The organism is Apibacter sp. wkB309 (assembly GCF_002964915.1).
Taxonomy (GTDB): Bacteria; Bacteroidota; Bacteroidia; order Flavobacteriales; family Weeksellaceae; genus Apibacter.
The window spans coordinates 687,591-704,229 of sequence record NZ_PSZL01000022.1 but is presented as its reverse complement, the minus strand read 5'-3'; the positions used below and the strand labels follow the sequence as shown (position 1 = coordinate 704,229).

Here is a 16,639-nt window from a genome sequence, read left to right as displayed (position 1 = left end):
TTCATAAAGAACCGTATTTATTTACGGTTCTTTTTTTATTTAATATAATCAACATGTAAATTTGTTATTTAGATTAACTTATTGAATATAAATTTATTACCTATTATACCGCCTGTTTATATTTTATCTTTAAAAAAATAAACTTTATACCGGAAAAAATTTATATATAATTTTGTACAATATTTGTAATTATATAAAAATTAAGTTTAATGATAAAAATTTAAATATGAAGGTATCATTTTTTTCAACACAGCCCTATGATATAAAATTCTTTAATGAATGTAACAAAAATTTTAATTTTGATTTAGAATATTTTGAACCCAATTTGGATGAACATACAGTCAATATAATTGAAGAAGGAACCGATGCCATTTGCGTTTTTGTAAATGATAAATTAAACGAAGGGGTAATTAAAAAACTAAAAAAAAGAGGAATTAAATATATAGCATTAAGAAATGCAGGATTCAACAATGTAGATTTAGAAGCTGCTAAAAAATATGAAATAAAAGTATGCAGAGTTCCTGCGTATTCTCCTCAAGCTGTAGCAGAGCATACATTGGCGATGCTTTTAACCTTAAACAGAAAAACACATAAGGCATACAATAGAGTTAGAGAGCAAAATTTTTCCCTTAATGGATTACTGGGTACCAACATCTATAAAAAAACGGTGGGTGTTATAGGAACAGGTAATATTGGTAAAGTATTTTGTAAAACAATAAAAGCCTTAGGTACAAACGTATTAGCTTACGATGTCTATCCCAATGAAGAACTAAAAAAAGAAGGATTTCAATACGTTACCTTAGAAGAATTACTAAAACAATCCGATATAATTTCTTTACATTGCCCTTTAACACCTGAAACACATCACATAATAAACAAACATACGATAAGCTTAATGAAAAACGGCGTGTATTTAATTAATACCAGTAGAGGAGGTCTAATTAATACACAAGATATTATTGACGGATTAAAATCTAAAAAAATTGGAGCATTAGGAATTGATGTTTATGAACAAGAAGATAAATTATTCTTTAGGGATTTATCTGAAACCATCATTGAAGATGACAAAATACAATTATTACTTTCGTTCCCTAACGTTTTAGTAACGGCGCATCAAGCATTTTTCACAGAAGAAGCATTAACACAGATAGCATTAGTAACATTAGATAACTTAAGACAATTAAGCAAAAACAACAGTATTGACAATAAAGCGGCAGAATTAGTATAGGTAGCGAAACTTTATTTTCATTTTTGAAAGTTTAAAAGAACATAAAATCGAATTTCAACTTCATATAGGGTAAAAAAATAAATTCTATATATATTATATTTCTTTATAAAATAAAATATATTTTAAGTATTTTTTTTAAAATTATAAATAATTTGATTAATGTTTGATATATAAATAAAAAAAACTTGATTTCATCAGGTGATTTTAGATAAATAAAATAAAATGTTATTTTTATTAATCAAATTTTATTTTAATAACTTATAATTCAAAAAAAGTACTTATTTTTACCGATGTGAAGATAAAATGAGAATCGATACTAAATTTTTTCAAAAAGAAGCATTTTTTGTAGCGCAGGAATTATTAGGGAAAAAAATCGTAAGAGCTTATGATTCCGGAGAAATAGTAAAATATACTATTACGGAAACAGAAGCATACGGAGGAGAAGAAGATTTAGCCTGTCATGCAAGTAAAGGTAGAACCAAAAGAACAGAGATTATGTACCATGAAGGAGGAAAAGTATATGTTTATCTGATATATGGAATATATTGGATGCTAAACTTTGTTACGGGTAAAAAGAACGAACCTCAAGCAGTATTAATAAGAGGCGTTGAGGGATGTTCCGGTCCGGGACGAGTTGGCAAATTATTACAGTTAAATAAAGATTTTTATGGAGAAGATTTAGCTTCTTCTAAAAAAATTTGGGTTGAAGATTCTCAAATTAAACCAAATTTTATTACCACCGTACGAGTAGGAATAGACTATGCAGGAGAAATTTGGAAGAATAAACTTTGGAGATTTATAATAACTTGAAACTAACAATACTTATGAAGATATTAACATCAACGCAAATAAAAGAATGTGCAAGTCAATTCATCGAAAGTGAAATGACAACATCCTTAGATTTAATGGAAAAATCAGCTTTAGCTTGTTTTGAATGGCTAAAAAGCAGATACTCGAACGAATATACCTATTACATTTTTTGTGGAAAAGGAAACAATGGAGGAGATGGTTTAGCTTTAGCTAGATTGTTGAACAATGAAAATTATAATGTCGAAGCCTTTATCATACAATCTTCTTCTGACTTTACAGAAGATACTCAAATCAATTTTGATAAATTTCCAAAATCAGTAGATTTTATTGAAGGAGATGATTTTGAAGTAAACGAAGAAAAAGCGATTATTATTGATGCTTTATTTGGTATAGGATTAAATAACAAATTGAAAGGAGAAGCTGAAAAAATAGTTTCAAAATTAAATGAAATCAATGCTATAAAAATTTCAATTGATATACCTTCAGGATTATTTACAGATTCACTTCCCGAAGAAAACCAAACGGTGTTTAGAGCAGATGAAACCTTGACTTTTGAATTTTATAAAAGATCTTTTTTACATCCCGAAGCTGCACAATACGCCGGTAAAATACATGTACTGGATATAGGTTTGGATAAAAAATTTATTGAAAATGAACAAACCGATAATTACCTTATAGAAAATGATTTTTTTGAGAAAAATTATAAAAGAAGAAGTCCGTTCAGTAATAAAGGAACTTTCGGAAAAGCCATTATAATTGGGGGAAGCTATGGAAGAATGGGATCTATTACCTTTTCTACATTGTCTGCTTTACGCGTGGGTACCGGATTGGTATTTACCGGAGCTCCTGAATACGGCAGTTTAGTACTTCAAACCGTTGCTCCCGAAGCTATGTTTTTCTCATGCGGAGATAAATATATAGAAGATATACAAATTCCATTTAAAAATTATACCATAGGTATAGGCCCGGGGCTGGGTACAGAGGTATTAACAAAAATGGCATTTGAAAAAATGCTGCAAAATGAAAAAAATCCGATGGTTTTGGATGCTGACGCACTCAATATAATTTCAGAAAGCAAAGATTTATTAAATTTAGTTCCTAAAAATTCTATAATCACTCCACATCCTAAGGAATTTGAGCGATTGTTTGGGAAAACTAATTCTACTTTAGAGCAATGCGAACTAGCCAGGAAAAAAGCAAAAGAGCATGAAATTGTTATAGTCATTAAAGGGCATAACACAGCAATTTTATTACCGGATGGTCTTTGTTATTATAATGCTACAGGTAATGCCGGAATGGCAAAAGGGGGAAGTGGAGACGTTTTAACAGGTATTATCACCGGACTATTGGCACAAGGTTATGACTCGAAATTGGCAGCTATTTTAGGGGTTTACATTCATGGTAAAGCAGGGGATTATGCCTCAGAGAAATTTTCTCAAGAAGCTATGACAGCTCAAAGTATAATAGAGTGTCTTTCCGATGTTTTCTTGGAATTAAATAAGTAAACACAAATAAAAATAATTTTTTAGTAAACATTACCGGCATTACACTTAATACTTAGCGACATAAGAAATCTATTATTCCAATAGTTTTTAATTCCGGTAATGTATTATTAAATAAATAACTTAATCTTCTGAAAAATCTACGATTAATTTTCGGTATTTATCCAATAATTTAGATTTAGAAAGCATTCCGATAAATTGATCATTTTCAACAACCGGTAAGTACAAAGAATTTGAATTATCGAAAACTCTAAAAATAGTTTCATTATCATCAAGTAAAGAAATACACTCAGATGGTTGGGTTATAAGATCAACAATATGTAAACTTTCATAACGTTCCTTATGGAGCAAAATATTAATAAGATCATCCAAAATGATATATCCTTTAAATTTCTGATCCGAATCTTCAACGATAAAAAACTTTTTACTTGAAGAAGGAATTACTTCATTTATAAACTCAGAAAAGGATAAAGATAAAGAAATTTTAACGAAGTTCTTTTCAATAAGATTTTTAATATTCATCCTACGAATAGCCTCTTTGTCTTTATTATGAGTAATCATCTCATTATTTCTTTTTAAATTATAGGTATACACAGAATGTTTATCAAAATGATATTTCACAAGATAAGCAATGGTAGAAGTAATAATTAAAGGAAATAATAAACTATATCCTCCTGTAATTTCAGCAATAAGGAAAATCGAGGTCATGGGAGCATGCATGATACCTGCCATTACACCCGCCATTCCCACTAAAGTAAAGTTATGTTCAGAAAGCTTGGTGAAGCTAGTAAGATTAATAATTTTTGTAAATACAAAACCTAAAATTCCGCCGGTAAAAAGAGCAGGAGCGAATACTCCGCCAATACCCCCCGACGAAGTAGTAAAGCTACTGGCAACCACTTTTATAAACAAAATGCCTACTAAAAAAAGAATAAGAAAATAATCATTTTCTCTCAATATATAAAAGAATGAATTTTTTGCTATACTTTCCGGGTGAGAACTCATTAAATGTTGCAGCCCAATATACCCTTCACCAAAAAGCGGTGGAAAAATAAAGATCAAGATACCTACTGCTAAACCGCCCAAAATAGCTTTTAAATAAATGCTTTTACTGGTAGAAAATTTCTTCTCAATTAAACGACCGATTTTTATAAAATACAATGAAAAAAAGCCACAAATAACACCTAAAATTATATAGTAAGGAATTTTCGATTTATCAAATGGTTCAAAAATCGCAAAATAAAACGATATATTATCACCTAATAAAAAATAGGAAATTAGAGCCCCGGTGGTTGAAGATATTAAAATTGGTATTAATGACCACATACTTAAATCGATCATAATAACTTCAAGCGAAAAAATAATGGCAGCTATCGGAGCCTTAAAAATACCTGCAATGGCTGCGGAACATCCACAAGCAATGAATAAAGTTCTTAATTTTAAGTTAAGTTTAAATTCCCGGGCTATATTAGACCCAATGGCTGCTCCTGTATATACAATGGGAGCTTCGGTACCTACAGATCCTCCAAAACCGATGGTTAAACAACTGGCTATAATCGAACTGTATGTATTTTTTTTATCTATTATACTACGTTTCTTGGAAATGGCAAATAAAACTTTTTCAACTCCATGACTTATATCCATTTTAACCCAATATTTAATAAAAATAACGGTCAAAATAATACCGATGGTAGGGAAAAAAATAGTCCAATAATTGAAATTAAAATTTTTATTATGATAAATTAGTTCTTCAGTTAAACTAACTAAATTTTTTAAAATTACCGCACTTATTCCTCCAATTATTCCAATTAATGTACTTGCTAAATAAATAAATGCTTGAGGATTTTGATTCCTGAATTTTCGTATTACGATGTTATATTTTACTCGTAATTTTTTAATTGAATCCCAATAGGACTCAAAATATTTTTTTATAATAGATTGATTAATTTTCATTTATTTCATCATCAACATCTATTGAGCCAACAGTATTTTTATACAAAGAATAAACAATGGCTTGAGAAAAAGAGTATGTGAAAATAATACCTACAACACACAAAAAGATTCCTAAAACTTTACTAATTAAACAAGAAATTACTAATAATAAAAATACTTTTCCAAATTTCTTATTTACGATTCTAAAACTATAAGTAATAGCTTGAATTAAGGGGACATCATCAATAATTATAAAAGCTCCGGCTAAAATGAAAGCAGGTGTAAAATAAAGAGAAGGAATAAACAAAAAGAAAGTACTAATGAAATGTAAAATTAGTACGATGAAAGCTAATCCAATAAGTTTAAAAAACTTAGTACCTTGATAGCCACTTATTAACTCTTTAAAACTTGCTTTTCCGTTTCTATCTTTTTGATAAGCACAATAAACAACGCCTGCAGTTAAAGGGTATAAAAGAATTCCAATAACTGAAGACAATAAATTTTTTACAATTATTAAAGGATTTGATATATAGTTTTGAACTAATGGGATAATTTTGTTGAACGCTTGAGGATTATTTAATTTATTAATCGCTTTAATAAATTCCAGATCAATTATATTAGTTCCTAGATAACGGCCCAATAAATTATTAATTAAGTTAGTAAAAAGATAGGTAAACAAAACACAAAATACTCCATAAAAAATAATATTTTTCCAAGCGGTAAACCCGTCCATAATTACTTGATTAACAGATAAATTATAACCGTTCTCCTTTAATTTATCTAATTTACTTTGTAGAGTACTATTCATAAATAATTTATTAGCTTACAAAATTAAACAAATATTACCTATAATATATATATTTAGGCGCATTTCGTAAGGATAAGCCCGTTAAAAATAAATATCTGAAAAATAAAATATAAAAACCATTGGAAATGCTAAGTAGGTATATTATTGCGATATAATTAAAACAATTATGTATTTTAAAAAAATATAAATTCATGGATATGTAACATTTAATTTAAAAATATACTAATTAAGTGATTGTCTATAAGTTAATAAATTATAAATTCTATATATTTTTATCATATAAACTATAGATAAAAAATAGTATCTATGTTATAAAATAAAAATATTTACTTTTGTATGTCAAAATATTATTAAAACAATGTCACGAGAAAAAAATTTAAGAGAAGCTGCTTTAGAATATCATAGTTCCAAACCAGAAGGTAAAATAGAAGTTATACCTACCAAACCACATTCAACTCAAACAGATTTATCATTAGCCTATTCTCCGGGAGTGGCGGAACCCTGTTTAGAAATACAAAAAAATAGTGCAGATAGTTACAAATACACCTCAAAAGGAAATTTGGTAGCAGTAATTTCCAACGGAACAGCCGTGTTAGGGTTGGGAGATATTGGTGCAGATGCTTCTAAACCGGTTATGGAAGGTAAAGGTTTATTATTTAAAATTTTTGCCGGAATCAATGTTTTTGATATTGAAGTAAATGAAAAAGATCCGGACAAATTTATTGAAATAGTTAAATCGTTAGCTCCAACCTTTGGAGGTATTAATTTAGAAGATATAAAAGCTCCTGAAGCTTTTGAAATCGAAAAACGATTAAAAGCGGAATTAAATATTCCGGTAATGCATGATGACCAGCATGGAACAGCAATTATATCAGCCGCTGCCTTATTAAATGCATTGGAAATTTCCAAAAAAAATATTGCAGAGGTAAAAATTGTAGTCAGTGGCGCAGGTGCAGCGGCCATTTCTTGTACTCGATTATACAAAGCATTAGGAGCCAGCCCACAAAATATATTAATGTGCGACAGCAAAGGGGTGATATATAAAGGTCGAACCGGATTGAATGAAGAAAAGCTTGAGTTTGCTGTAGATACTCCGGATAGAACTTTGGAAGATGCTATGAAAAACAGCGATGTATTTATTGGATTATCTAAAGGAAACTTGGTTTCTCCTGAAATGCTTTTGTCTATGAATGAAAATCCGATTGTTTTTGCCATGGCTAATCCAACTCCCGAAATTGATTATAATCTGGCAGTTGAAACTAGAAAAGATGTTATTATGGCTACCGGTAGAAGTGATTATCCTAATCAGGTAAATAATGTCTTAGGTTTCCCATATATTTTCAGAGGAGCATTAGATGTTAGAGCAACTGACATAAATCAAGAAATGCAATTAGCTGCAGTTAAAGCCTTAGCTGATTTAGCTAAACAAAACGTCCCTGAGCAAGTGATACAAGCCTACAATGTTAAAAATATGAAGTTTGGAAGAAATTATATCATCCCTAAACCATTTGATAAACGATTAATAACTAAAGTTTCGATGGCAGTGGCTAAAGCTGCAATTGATAGCGGGGTAGCACAACACATTATTACTGATTGGAATGCATATGAGGAAGAATTATTAGATCGAATGGGAAGTAACGATGAAAAAATTATAAGACAATTCAAGGCAAAGGCTAAAAGTAATCCCAAAAGAATAATTTTCGACAATGCTGAAGAATACAATGTATTAAAAGCTGCGCAAATCATAGCTGAGGAAAAGATCGCTCAACCAATTTTGTTAGGTAAAAAAGATCTCATTGAAAAAACAAAGCAATACTATAATTTAGAAATTGAGGCAGAAATATTGGATATTGATACAGTTTCGTCTACTCATAAATTTGACAAATATGTAGAATATCTTTATGATCTAAAACAAAAAAATGGTAAAGGAATAACCTCTAGACAACAAGCCGCTCAATTATTAACTAACAGAGAATATTTGGGAGCCATTGCTGTTGAAATGGGTGAAGCAGATTCATTTTTAACCGGATTTACTAAAAATTATACGGAAGCTTTAAATCAAATTATAAAAGTAGTAGATTATTCTGAATCATCAAATATAAAAGTAGCATCTGCCATGATTCTTCTTTCTAAAAATGGACCGATATTTATCGCGGACACTTCATTAAGTAGAAATCCTTGCAGTAATGACTTAGATTTAATAGTTCAAATTACAGCCGATTTCGTAAAGAAAATGAGTATTGAACCTAGAATAGCTATGGTATCTAATGAAAATTTTGCAGGAAATTCAGTAGCATCTAAAAGTGTTGATGCAGTGGTTAAGAAACTTAACCAAACTAATCCTGATTTACTGATTGACGGAGAAATTCAGCCCGAATATGCATTAAATGAACAATTAATAAGTGAATTTCCTTTTAGCAAATTAGGAGGTAAATCGGCAAATGTTTTAATATTCCCAGACATAACATCAGCTAATTTAAGTGCGAGTTTAGCAAAAGGTATTGGGTCTATAAAATCTATTGGTCCGGTTCTATTAGGATTAGATAAATCTATTCAAATAATTACAGAAAATTCTAAGGTAGAAGATATAGTAAATCTAGCAACCCTTGCTGCCCTTGCTGCTCAAGAAAAAAAATAATTACTATTTCCGTAAAATAAGCAAAAATGATAACCCATTTATCAGGAATTATTTTTGAAATATCCCCTTCCAGTGTAGTTATAGACTGCAATGGAGTGGGGTATTTTGCCACTATAAGTTTACAAACCTATAAAGACATTCAAAATGAAAAAAAAGCCTTAGTATATATTCAAGAAATTATACGGGAAGATTCCCATTCGTTATATGGATTTTCAACTAAAACCGAGCGATCCTTATTTAATCTTTTAATAAGTGTTAATGGAGTAGGTCCGGCTTCCTCCATTATGATGTTGTCCTCAATGTCTGTATCGGAAATAACCTCGGCTATTTCAGGCGGCAACAACCTGGCACTTCAAAAAATTAAAGGTATAGGAGCTAAAACCGCTCAAAGAATAATAGTTGATTTGCGGGATAAAATTTCTATATTTGAAACGTCTGAAATATTAGATTATAATTTAGGCAATAAAAACAAATCTGAAGCGTTAAGTGCATTGGAGGTGTTAGGTATTTCTAAAAAAATTACCGAAAAAATAATTGATAAAATTTTAAAGGATAATCCGGATATCGAAGTAGAAGAGCTTATCAAGGATACTTTAAAAAAACTATAAACGTTGAAAGTGTTAAGGTATATTCGTGACTATTTGCTATTGGCAACCATATTTTGTTTAAGTGGTAGTGTTTTATTTGCTCAGGAAAATGATGATGAACAAGTTTTGCAATTGGATGACCCTGTAAAATATGAGGCGTATTATGATTATAAAAGTGGAAATTACATATTATATCCCAAGCTGGGAGGTGTAGTTGTCGGTACTCCGATAACTATGACAGCCGAGGACTATACCCAATATGTAATGCAACAAAAGTTTGATGAATATTACAAAGAACGTTCACGTTTACAAGATGAAATAGGAAGAGCGAAAAAAGAAGGAAGAGAAGTAGAAAAAAAAGGCTTTATTCCGGGTATTACGGTTAAATCCAAATTATTTGAGCAAATATTCGGAGGTAATAAAATTGAACTAAAACCTTCAGGATTTGCATCCTTTGATTTAGGAATATTGCATCAAAAAATAGACAATCCGCAAATTTTACCACAAAACAGAAAGAACTTTACCATCGATTTAAGGCAAAGAATACAAATGAGTCTTATAGGAAATGTTGGTAATAATGTACATTTAGGAGTAAACTATGATACTCAGGCAGGTTTCAACTTCGAAAATAAATTAAATTTAGCATGGATTCCGGGCTCAGGAAGTGGGGCGAACTTACCCAATGGGACAAGCGGTGGAGAGGATAATATAATTAAGAAAATCGAATTTGGTAATGTAAATATGCCCCTTAGCACCAGTTTAATTACAGGCGCTGAATCACTTTTTGGAATCAAAGGGGAATTTCAATTCGGAAGAACATTTTTAACTACCGTATTTTCAGAACAACAATCCGAAGCCCGAAATATAACAGTTCAAGGAGGAGGAGTAATTAATACATTTAAAATTAAAGCAATTGATTACGATGAAAATCAACATTATTTCTTAACGCACTATTTTAGAAACAATTACGATAAAGCTTTGGAGAGTTATCCGGTAATAGGTTCAACCATTAACATCACTAAGATGGAAGTGTGGAGAATCGATTTAGGAAACTCAAACCTTCAAGAGCAGCATCCCGTTATAGCATTAAGAGACTTAGGAGAAAGTACCACGGGACAACTTCCCGATAATTCAAATTTAAATTTATATAGTACCATTTCAAATCTATCGGGAATCAGGGACGCTTCCACAGCATACAATAGCGTGAATGGTGTTTCTTTACCGGTTGTACCCACCTCAAGTTCTTCAGCAACTATGAAGAATTATGAAAGTGGAAAAGAATTTGTTGTTCATAAAAGAGTAAAAAAACTTTCTGAATCAGAATATACTTATAATCCACAATTAGGATATATATCATTAAATCAAAAACTAAATAATGATCAACTTTTAGCGGTAGCATTTCAATATACAGATTCCAAAAATCCGGGCAAAATATATAAAGTTGGGGAATTTTCCAATGAAGTGACCGGAGTATTGATCTTAAAATTGCTAAAACCTAATCAAATCGTTTCTCCTGAATCACCTATGTGGGATTTGATGATGAAAAATATCTATTCAATGGATGCATCTCAAATTTCTCCTGATGGTTTTATGGTTAATGTTATGTACCAAGATGCCTCTCAAGGAAAAATCAATTATTTACCGGATCCAAATGTAAGAAATTTACAGTTATTGCAATTATTAAATTGGGACAGGTTAAATCAAAATAACGATGCTACCAGTAGTGGTAAAGGAGATGGTATATTTGACTTTGTAGAAGGAATTACCATAAACTCAGAGAAAGGTAAATTGATATTTACTAAAGTAGAACCATTCGGGGAATTCTTAAAAAGTAAATCAGTAGACGAAAAATTTATATTTGAAAATTTATACAAAAATCTAAAAGGAGGCAATACAGTCACATCAGATCCTCTAGCAAATCGATACACTATTGAGGGTAGATTTAAAGGCAGTATAGGAAACGGTATATCTCTGGGAGCATTTAACGTTCCGAGAGGGTCAGTTAAAGTTACGGCAAACGGTCAAACATTAAATGAAGGAATTGATTACGTAGTGGACTACCAAATGGGAATGGTAACCATTATCAATGAAACCTACAAAAATTCAGGAGTTCCGATCAATATAAGCTTGGAGAATCAATTTGCATTCAATATGCAGAAAAAAAGGTTCATGGGATTAAATGTAGAACATAAATTCAGTGATGAATTTATAGTGGGAGCTACCTTTCTTAATTATAAAGAAAGACCGTTAACGCAAAAAGTACAATTTGGCTCTGAACCGGTTAATAATTCAATGATCGGATTTAATATGATGTTGAATAAAGAATTTCCTTTTTTAACAAAACTTACCAACTGGATTCCGGGAATTAAAACGGAAGCAGAATCCAATGTAAGTTTTAAAGTAGAAGGAGCAGCTTTATTACCTGGAGAAAATAAAACAATCAATGATAATTCTTACATTGATGATTTTGAAACAACTGCATCAAAAATAAGTCTTAAAGAACCCGGCTATTGGGGAATCGCAAGTAAACCCGAAAAAGGTGGATTTGGTACCACTTATATGAATGATATAAGAAATGGCGATGGAAGGGCATTGATTAGTTGGTATAATATTGACCCTAGATTTTTTGGAATTGGTGGAGGTCAACCATCGGGGATAGATAATAATGCATTATCCTTACACTTACAACGAAGAGTTAAATATCAAGAAATCTTTACGGATAGAGATTACATAGCCGGAGAACAATTATACATGAATACGTTTGATGTATCTTTTTATCCCAAAGAAAGAGGACCGTATAATTTTAATACCCGTAATGAAGACCCTGAATCAGAACGATGGGGAGGTTTAATGAGACCCATATCGGTAACAAATTTCGCTGAAGCGAATATTGAATATCTTGAATTTTGGATGATGGACCCGTATGCTGACAGTAAAACACCGGGATCTAATCCATTAGGTAGTAAGCCTGAATTAATTCTTCAGTTAGGAAATGTGTCTGAAGATGTATTAAAAGATGGCTTTATGCAATATGAAAATGGTATCAGTGACGATATGAGTCAAATGACAACCACTAATCTTGGGAAACAACCTAAAAATTATCCGTTAGTATATGCTTTTGATACAGAAGGAGAGGCCAGAAGAAAACAAGACGTTGGATATGACGGATTAACAAGTTTTGAAGAAGCAGATTACTATAAAAATAAAGGATACGATATAGGTAGTAACGCCAATTATGTAAATCCTATAACGGGTGAAATAGACCCGTCTGCAGACGATTACGTATTTTATTTACATGGCGCATGGGATTCTTCCAATGAAAAAAATTCAATTATAGGAAGATATAAATACTACAGGAATTTAGAAGGCAACTCACCTTCAAATTCTATGGATGCTTCTTCAGCATCTCCGGATACTGAAGACTTGAATAAAGATTTTAACTTAGATGAGACAGAAAATTATACACAATATCGTCTTTCTTTATTAGATTCCGATTTAAGAAATAATCAAAATCCATTGGTTGTTGATAAAAAAGAGGTTGAAGTATCATTACCCAACGGAAAAAAAGGAAATACAACTTGGTATTTGGTTCGAATCCCCGTGAATGCATATGAATTTGGTTCCGCTGAAATTTTAAATAATGTACGATATATACGTATGTTAATGAAAGGATTTTCCAATACTGCAACGTTGCGTTTTGCAACTCTGGATTTAGTTAGAAGTGATTGGAGAAAATACGAAAAAAATATTTCCTCAGTTAGTGGAGAAAGCAAACAAGATACAGACGAAGGAAATGCAACCCTTTTACCGGTATCAAATGTCATCATCAGCGCTGTTAACTTAGAAGAAAATTCTACATCGCGTCCACCATATGTATTGCCTCCGGGAATAAGCAGAGAAATTTTAGGTAATACTACCGGAACGCAAATGCAAAATGAATCCTCATTAAAGTTAGAAATAAAAGATTTAAAAAATTCAGAACCTAGAGGTATTTATAAAAATATTGCATTAGACATGAGACGTTACAAAACATTAAAAATGTTTGTACACGCTGAAAATATGCAAGATGCCTCAAGTAATATTGTAGACAAAGAAGCTAAGTTTTTCATCCGTATCGGTAGTGACTTGTCAGATAATTACTATGAATACGAATTTCCATTAAAATATACTCCGAATACTGCTACGTCTGCTGTTGATATATGGCCGATTGAAAATACAATTGAATTAAAATTAAAAGATTTAGTAGCTGCAAAAAATGAAAAAGATAAGAATAACTTATATAATAGTACTGTTCGATATCGCAGTTATGTAACCGGTAGTGATGATAAAATCATCTATGTTAAAGGTAGACCTTCCATAGGAAATGTTAATTCAATAATGATGGGAGTAAGAAATACTTCCAGCATAGACAAGCATGTTGTTTTATGGCTGGATGAACTTCGTTTATCTGATATTGATAACGAAGGAGGATATGCAGCCAATGCAAGTATCAATTTTAATTTGGCTGATTTTGCTCAAGTATCTGCGTCCGGAACGTATCAATCGGTTGGTTTTGGAGCAATCGATAGTAAACCGAGTGAAAGAAGCCAAGACGAAACCAAACAATATATGGTAAGTGCTGCCGTAAATGTAGATAGAGTTCTTCCGGATAAATGGGGAATGAAAATACCGGTTAGCATTAGTATGTCTGAAACATTTATAGATCCAAAATATAATCCGTTGGATAATGATGTGAAGTTAAAAAATGATCCAAGAAAAAATGAACTTAAAAAAGTGGTGAGAAGCTATTCCTCACAAAAAAATATTTCTATTTCGAATTTAAGAAAAGACAGAACTACCAGTAAAACGCCTAGATTTTATGATGTAGAAAACTTATCGGCTTCTTTTTCTTATTCCACTGATTATTTTAGAGATATATATACAACTTATAACATATACCAAAATTTACAAGCCTATATTGATTATAACTTCTCACCTAAAGGTGTTTATTATCAACCATTTAAAAAAATGAGAGCGGTGCAAGATACCAGCCGATTCGCAAAATATTTAAAATGGTTAAAAGAAGTTAACTTTAATCCGGTTCCTTCTCGTTTATCTTTTAAAGCTGATATTGCGAGAACTTATAATGAATTCCAATACAGAGACATCAATGCTTATCTCAATAATAACCCTAACAGTTATACTCCTATTTTTGCCAATAATTTCTTGTTCGGTTGGCAATACAATATAGGATTTAATCTAACTCGTTCGCTTAAATTAGATTTCTCTTCAGGAACTAGAACCATATTAGATGATATAGGAAACGGAGTACCGGACGACGGAATGATCTGGAATGGATTGTTTACTGCAGGAAGACCTATCAATTTCAATCAAAGATTCCAATTAAACTACAGAGTACCTATACATTTACTTCCTTATTTAGATTTCACTTCTATGGAAGTAGGATATACAGGTCAATACGATTGGCAGGCTGGTTCTAATTTCCTAACTTCATACGATCCTGCAAATGCCGATCCAAGAAAAAGAAGTTTGGGAAATACCGCACAAAATGCACAAACTATAACAGTCATAGGAAATGTTGATTTCAGTAAATTCTATAATTATTTTTCAAACTATAAAAAATTTGAAGAAAAAAAACGTAAGAGACAAAGAGAAATAGATTCTTTAAATAGGGCTTATGAAACAAATTTTGCCTTAAAAAAACCTAAATCCTATAAAAAATATACTATTAAAAATAAGTATAAGGCTACAGATTATTTATGGATGATTGCAAGTAGTTTTAAAAGAGGTCAAATTCAGGTAAACGAGAATAAAGGAACAATTTTACCGGGATTCTTGCCTGAACCAAGTTTTTTTGGAGTTGGTAGATATGCCGGTTCAACAAGTGGTCCTACATTCGGGTTTTTATTTGGTTCTCAATTCGATTTAAGGAATAAAGCAGTAACAGAAGGTTGGGTTTCTTTAAATGAATATATGACCAGTCCATATGTGAAAACCAATAATTCGCAATTGTCAGCTACCCTTCAATTAGAACCGATTAACCATTTACAAATTGATTTAAATATCATTCGTAATCATCAAAAGACATTATCTCATTCAGGGTTTAATTCTATAGATCCATTAACAGGACAAATTGCTAATACATTCGTCAATCGATCTGCTATGTTCAGTTCTTCAGTTATATCTTTTGCGACTGCATTCAAATCAGGAGATTATGTATATAATAAAATGATTAGCAATTCAATGATTTTATCACAAAGAGTGGCTGCAAAACAAGGGCAACCTATAGTCGATACTAATAATGACGGATATGTAGATGGTTATGGGTTAACCAATTCAGAAGTTTTATTACCTTCTTTTGTATCTGCATTTTCAGGAAGAAGTGCAGGAAGTCAAAAGTTAGGTTATAAACGCAGTATGCCGGTTCCAAATTGGAAAATTACCTATGGAGGATTAAAAAATATTCCATTTATTAATTATTGGTTCAAAGAATTTAGAATTAATCATAGTTATATTTCAAACTATACCGTTAATGGGGTACAAACCAATCCCGATTATTATTTGGCACAAAACGATTCAACAGCACCTGAACGAGATTTAAACGGGAACAGATATAACTATTACACCTACGGAACAGTAGTTATGTCAGAAGGGTTCAGTCCACTTGCAGGAGTAGATGTCACTATGAGAAATAATATCCAAATTAGAATAGCTTACAATAAAGATAGAATCTATTCTTTAGGATTAACAAATTACACCCTACAAGAAGATTATGGCAATGAAGTAGTTTTCGGTCTGGGATATATTGTAAAAGATGTTAAGTTAAAATTGCGTTATCGAGGAGCTACTAAACCGGTAACGGGCGATTTAAATATTAGAGGAGACGTTTCTATTAGAGATAACAAAACTACCATTAGACGATTGGTTGAGTTGGATTCTCAAGTAACGGGTGGACAAAACTTAGTTTCATTGAAATTTTCAACAGATTATAACTTTACTAAGAATTTTAATCTTAAATTCTTCTATGAGCAAATGATTACTAAATACAAGGTTTCAACTGCATATCCGCTTTCAACGATAAGAGCGGGATTAAGTGCTACATTTACTTTTGGAAATTAATTATATATGTAAAGA

Annotated in this window: 8 protein-coding genes; 6 read left to right on the top strand and 2 right to left on the bottom strand. The window is 31.2% G+C overall.

The window, feature by feature from the left end; genetic code table 11:
* Positions 1-226 precede the first annotated feature (226 nt).
* The 3 genes from C4S75_RS08975 (at position 227) to C4S75_RS08965 (ending at position 3,543) form a co-directional block, all read left to right on the top strand.
* Positions 227-1,228 (top strand): 2-hydroxyacid dehydrogenase, encoded by a 1,002-nt coding sequence (locus tag C4S75_RS08975; protein WP_105297957.1) that lies wholly within the window; start codon positions 227-229, stop codon positions 1,226-1,228.
* Positions 1,229-1,531: 303 nt separating this feature from the next.
* Positions 1,532-2,038 (top strand): DNA-3-methyladenine glycosylase, encoded by a 507-nt coding sequence (locus tag C4S75_RS08970; protein ID WP_105297956.1) that lies wholly within the window; start codon positions 1,532-1,534, stop codon positions 2,036-2,038.
* A gap of 14 nt (positions 2,039-2,052) precedes the next feature.
* Positions 2,053-3,543, top strand: coding sequence for an NAD(P)H-hydrate dehydratase (locus C4S75_RS08965; protein ID WP_105297955.1), 1,491 nt, complete (start codon positions 2,053-2,055; stop codon positions 3,541-3,543).
* 120 nt (positions 3,544-3,663) lie between these two features.
* Here the strand turns inward: C4S75_RS08965 and C4S75_RS08960 are convergent, their stop codons facing one another.
* Complete coding sequence (locus C4S75_RS08960; RefSeq protein ID WP_105297954.1) at positions 3,664-5,493, bottom strand: chloride channel protein; 1,830 nt, start codon at positions 5,491-5,493, stop codon at positions 3,664-3,666.
* Positions 5,483-6,280 carry a hypothetical protein gene (locus tag C4S75_RS08955; RefSeq protein WP_105297953.1) on the bottom strand — a complete coding sequence of 266 codons (798 nt, stop codon included), beginning with the start codon at positions 6,278-6,280 and terminating at the stop codon, positions 5,483-5,485. The genes C4S75_RS08960 and C4S75_RS08955 overlap by 11 nt, the downstream gene beginning before the upstream one ends.
* Positions 6,281-6,638: 358 nt before the next feature.
* Here C4S75_RS08955 and C4S75_RS08950 point away from each other — a divergent pair, with 358 nt between their 5' ends.
* The 3 genes from C4S75_RS08950 to sprA are packed head-to-tail and all read left to right on the top strand — an operon-like array spanning position 6,639 to position 16,624.
* Positions 6,639-8,918 (top strand): NADP-dependent malic enzyme, encoded by a 2,280-nt coding sequence (locus C4S75_RS08950; protein WP_105297952.1) that lies wholly within the window; start codon positions 6,639-6,641, stop codon positions 8,916-8,918.
* A 26-nt stretch (positions 8,919-8,944) separates the two neighbouring features.
* Positions 8,945-9,526: a Holliday junction branch migration protein RuvA gene (gene ruvA, locus C4S75_RS08945; RefSeq protein ID WP_105297951.1), complete on the top strand. Its 582-nt coding sequence runs from the start codon at positions 8,945-8,947 to the stop codon at positions 9,524-9,526.
* Positions 9,527-9,535: 9 nt separating this feature from the next.
* A complete protein-coding gene (sprA, locus tag C4S75_RS08940) occupies positions 9,536-16,624 on the top strand; it encodes a cell surface protein SprA (protein WP_255410615.1) in 7,089 nt (2,362 codons plus the stop codon).
* The last annotated feature ends 15 nt before the right edge of the window (positions 16,625-16,639 follow it).

Excerpts from the sequence above, each read along its gene's own strand:
- C4S75_RS08975 (WP_105297957.1), top strand. The coding sequence starts at position 227 with ATGAAGGTATCATTTTTTTCAACACAGCCCTATGATATAAAATTCTTT.
- C4S75_RS08970 (WP_105297956.1), top strand. The coding sequence starts at position 1,532 with ATGAGAATCGATACTAAATTTTTTCAAAAAGAAGCATTTTTTGTAGCG.
- C4S75_RS08965 (WP_105297955.1), top strand. The coding sequence starts at position 2,053 with ATGAAGATATTAACATCAACGCAAATAAAAGAATGTGCAAGTCAATTC.
- C4S75_RS08960 (WP_105297954.1), bottom strand. The coding sequence starts at position 5,493 with ATGAAAATTAATCAATCTATTATAAAAAAATATTTTGAGTCCTATTGG.
- C4S75_RS08955 (WP_105297953.1), bottom strand. The coding sequence starts at position 6,280 with ATGAATAGTACTCTACAAAGTAAATTAGATAAATTAAAGGAGAACGGT.
- C4S75_RS08950 (WP_105297952.1), top strand. The coding sequence starts at position 6,639 with ATGTCACGAGAAAAAAATTTAAGAGAAGCTGCTTTAGAATATCATAGT.
- ruvA (WP_105297951.1), top strand. The coding sequence starts at position 8,945 with ATGATAACCCATTTATCAGGAATTATTTTTGAAATATCCCCTTCCAGT.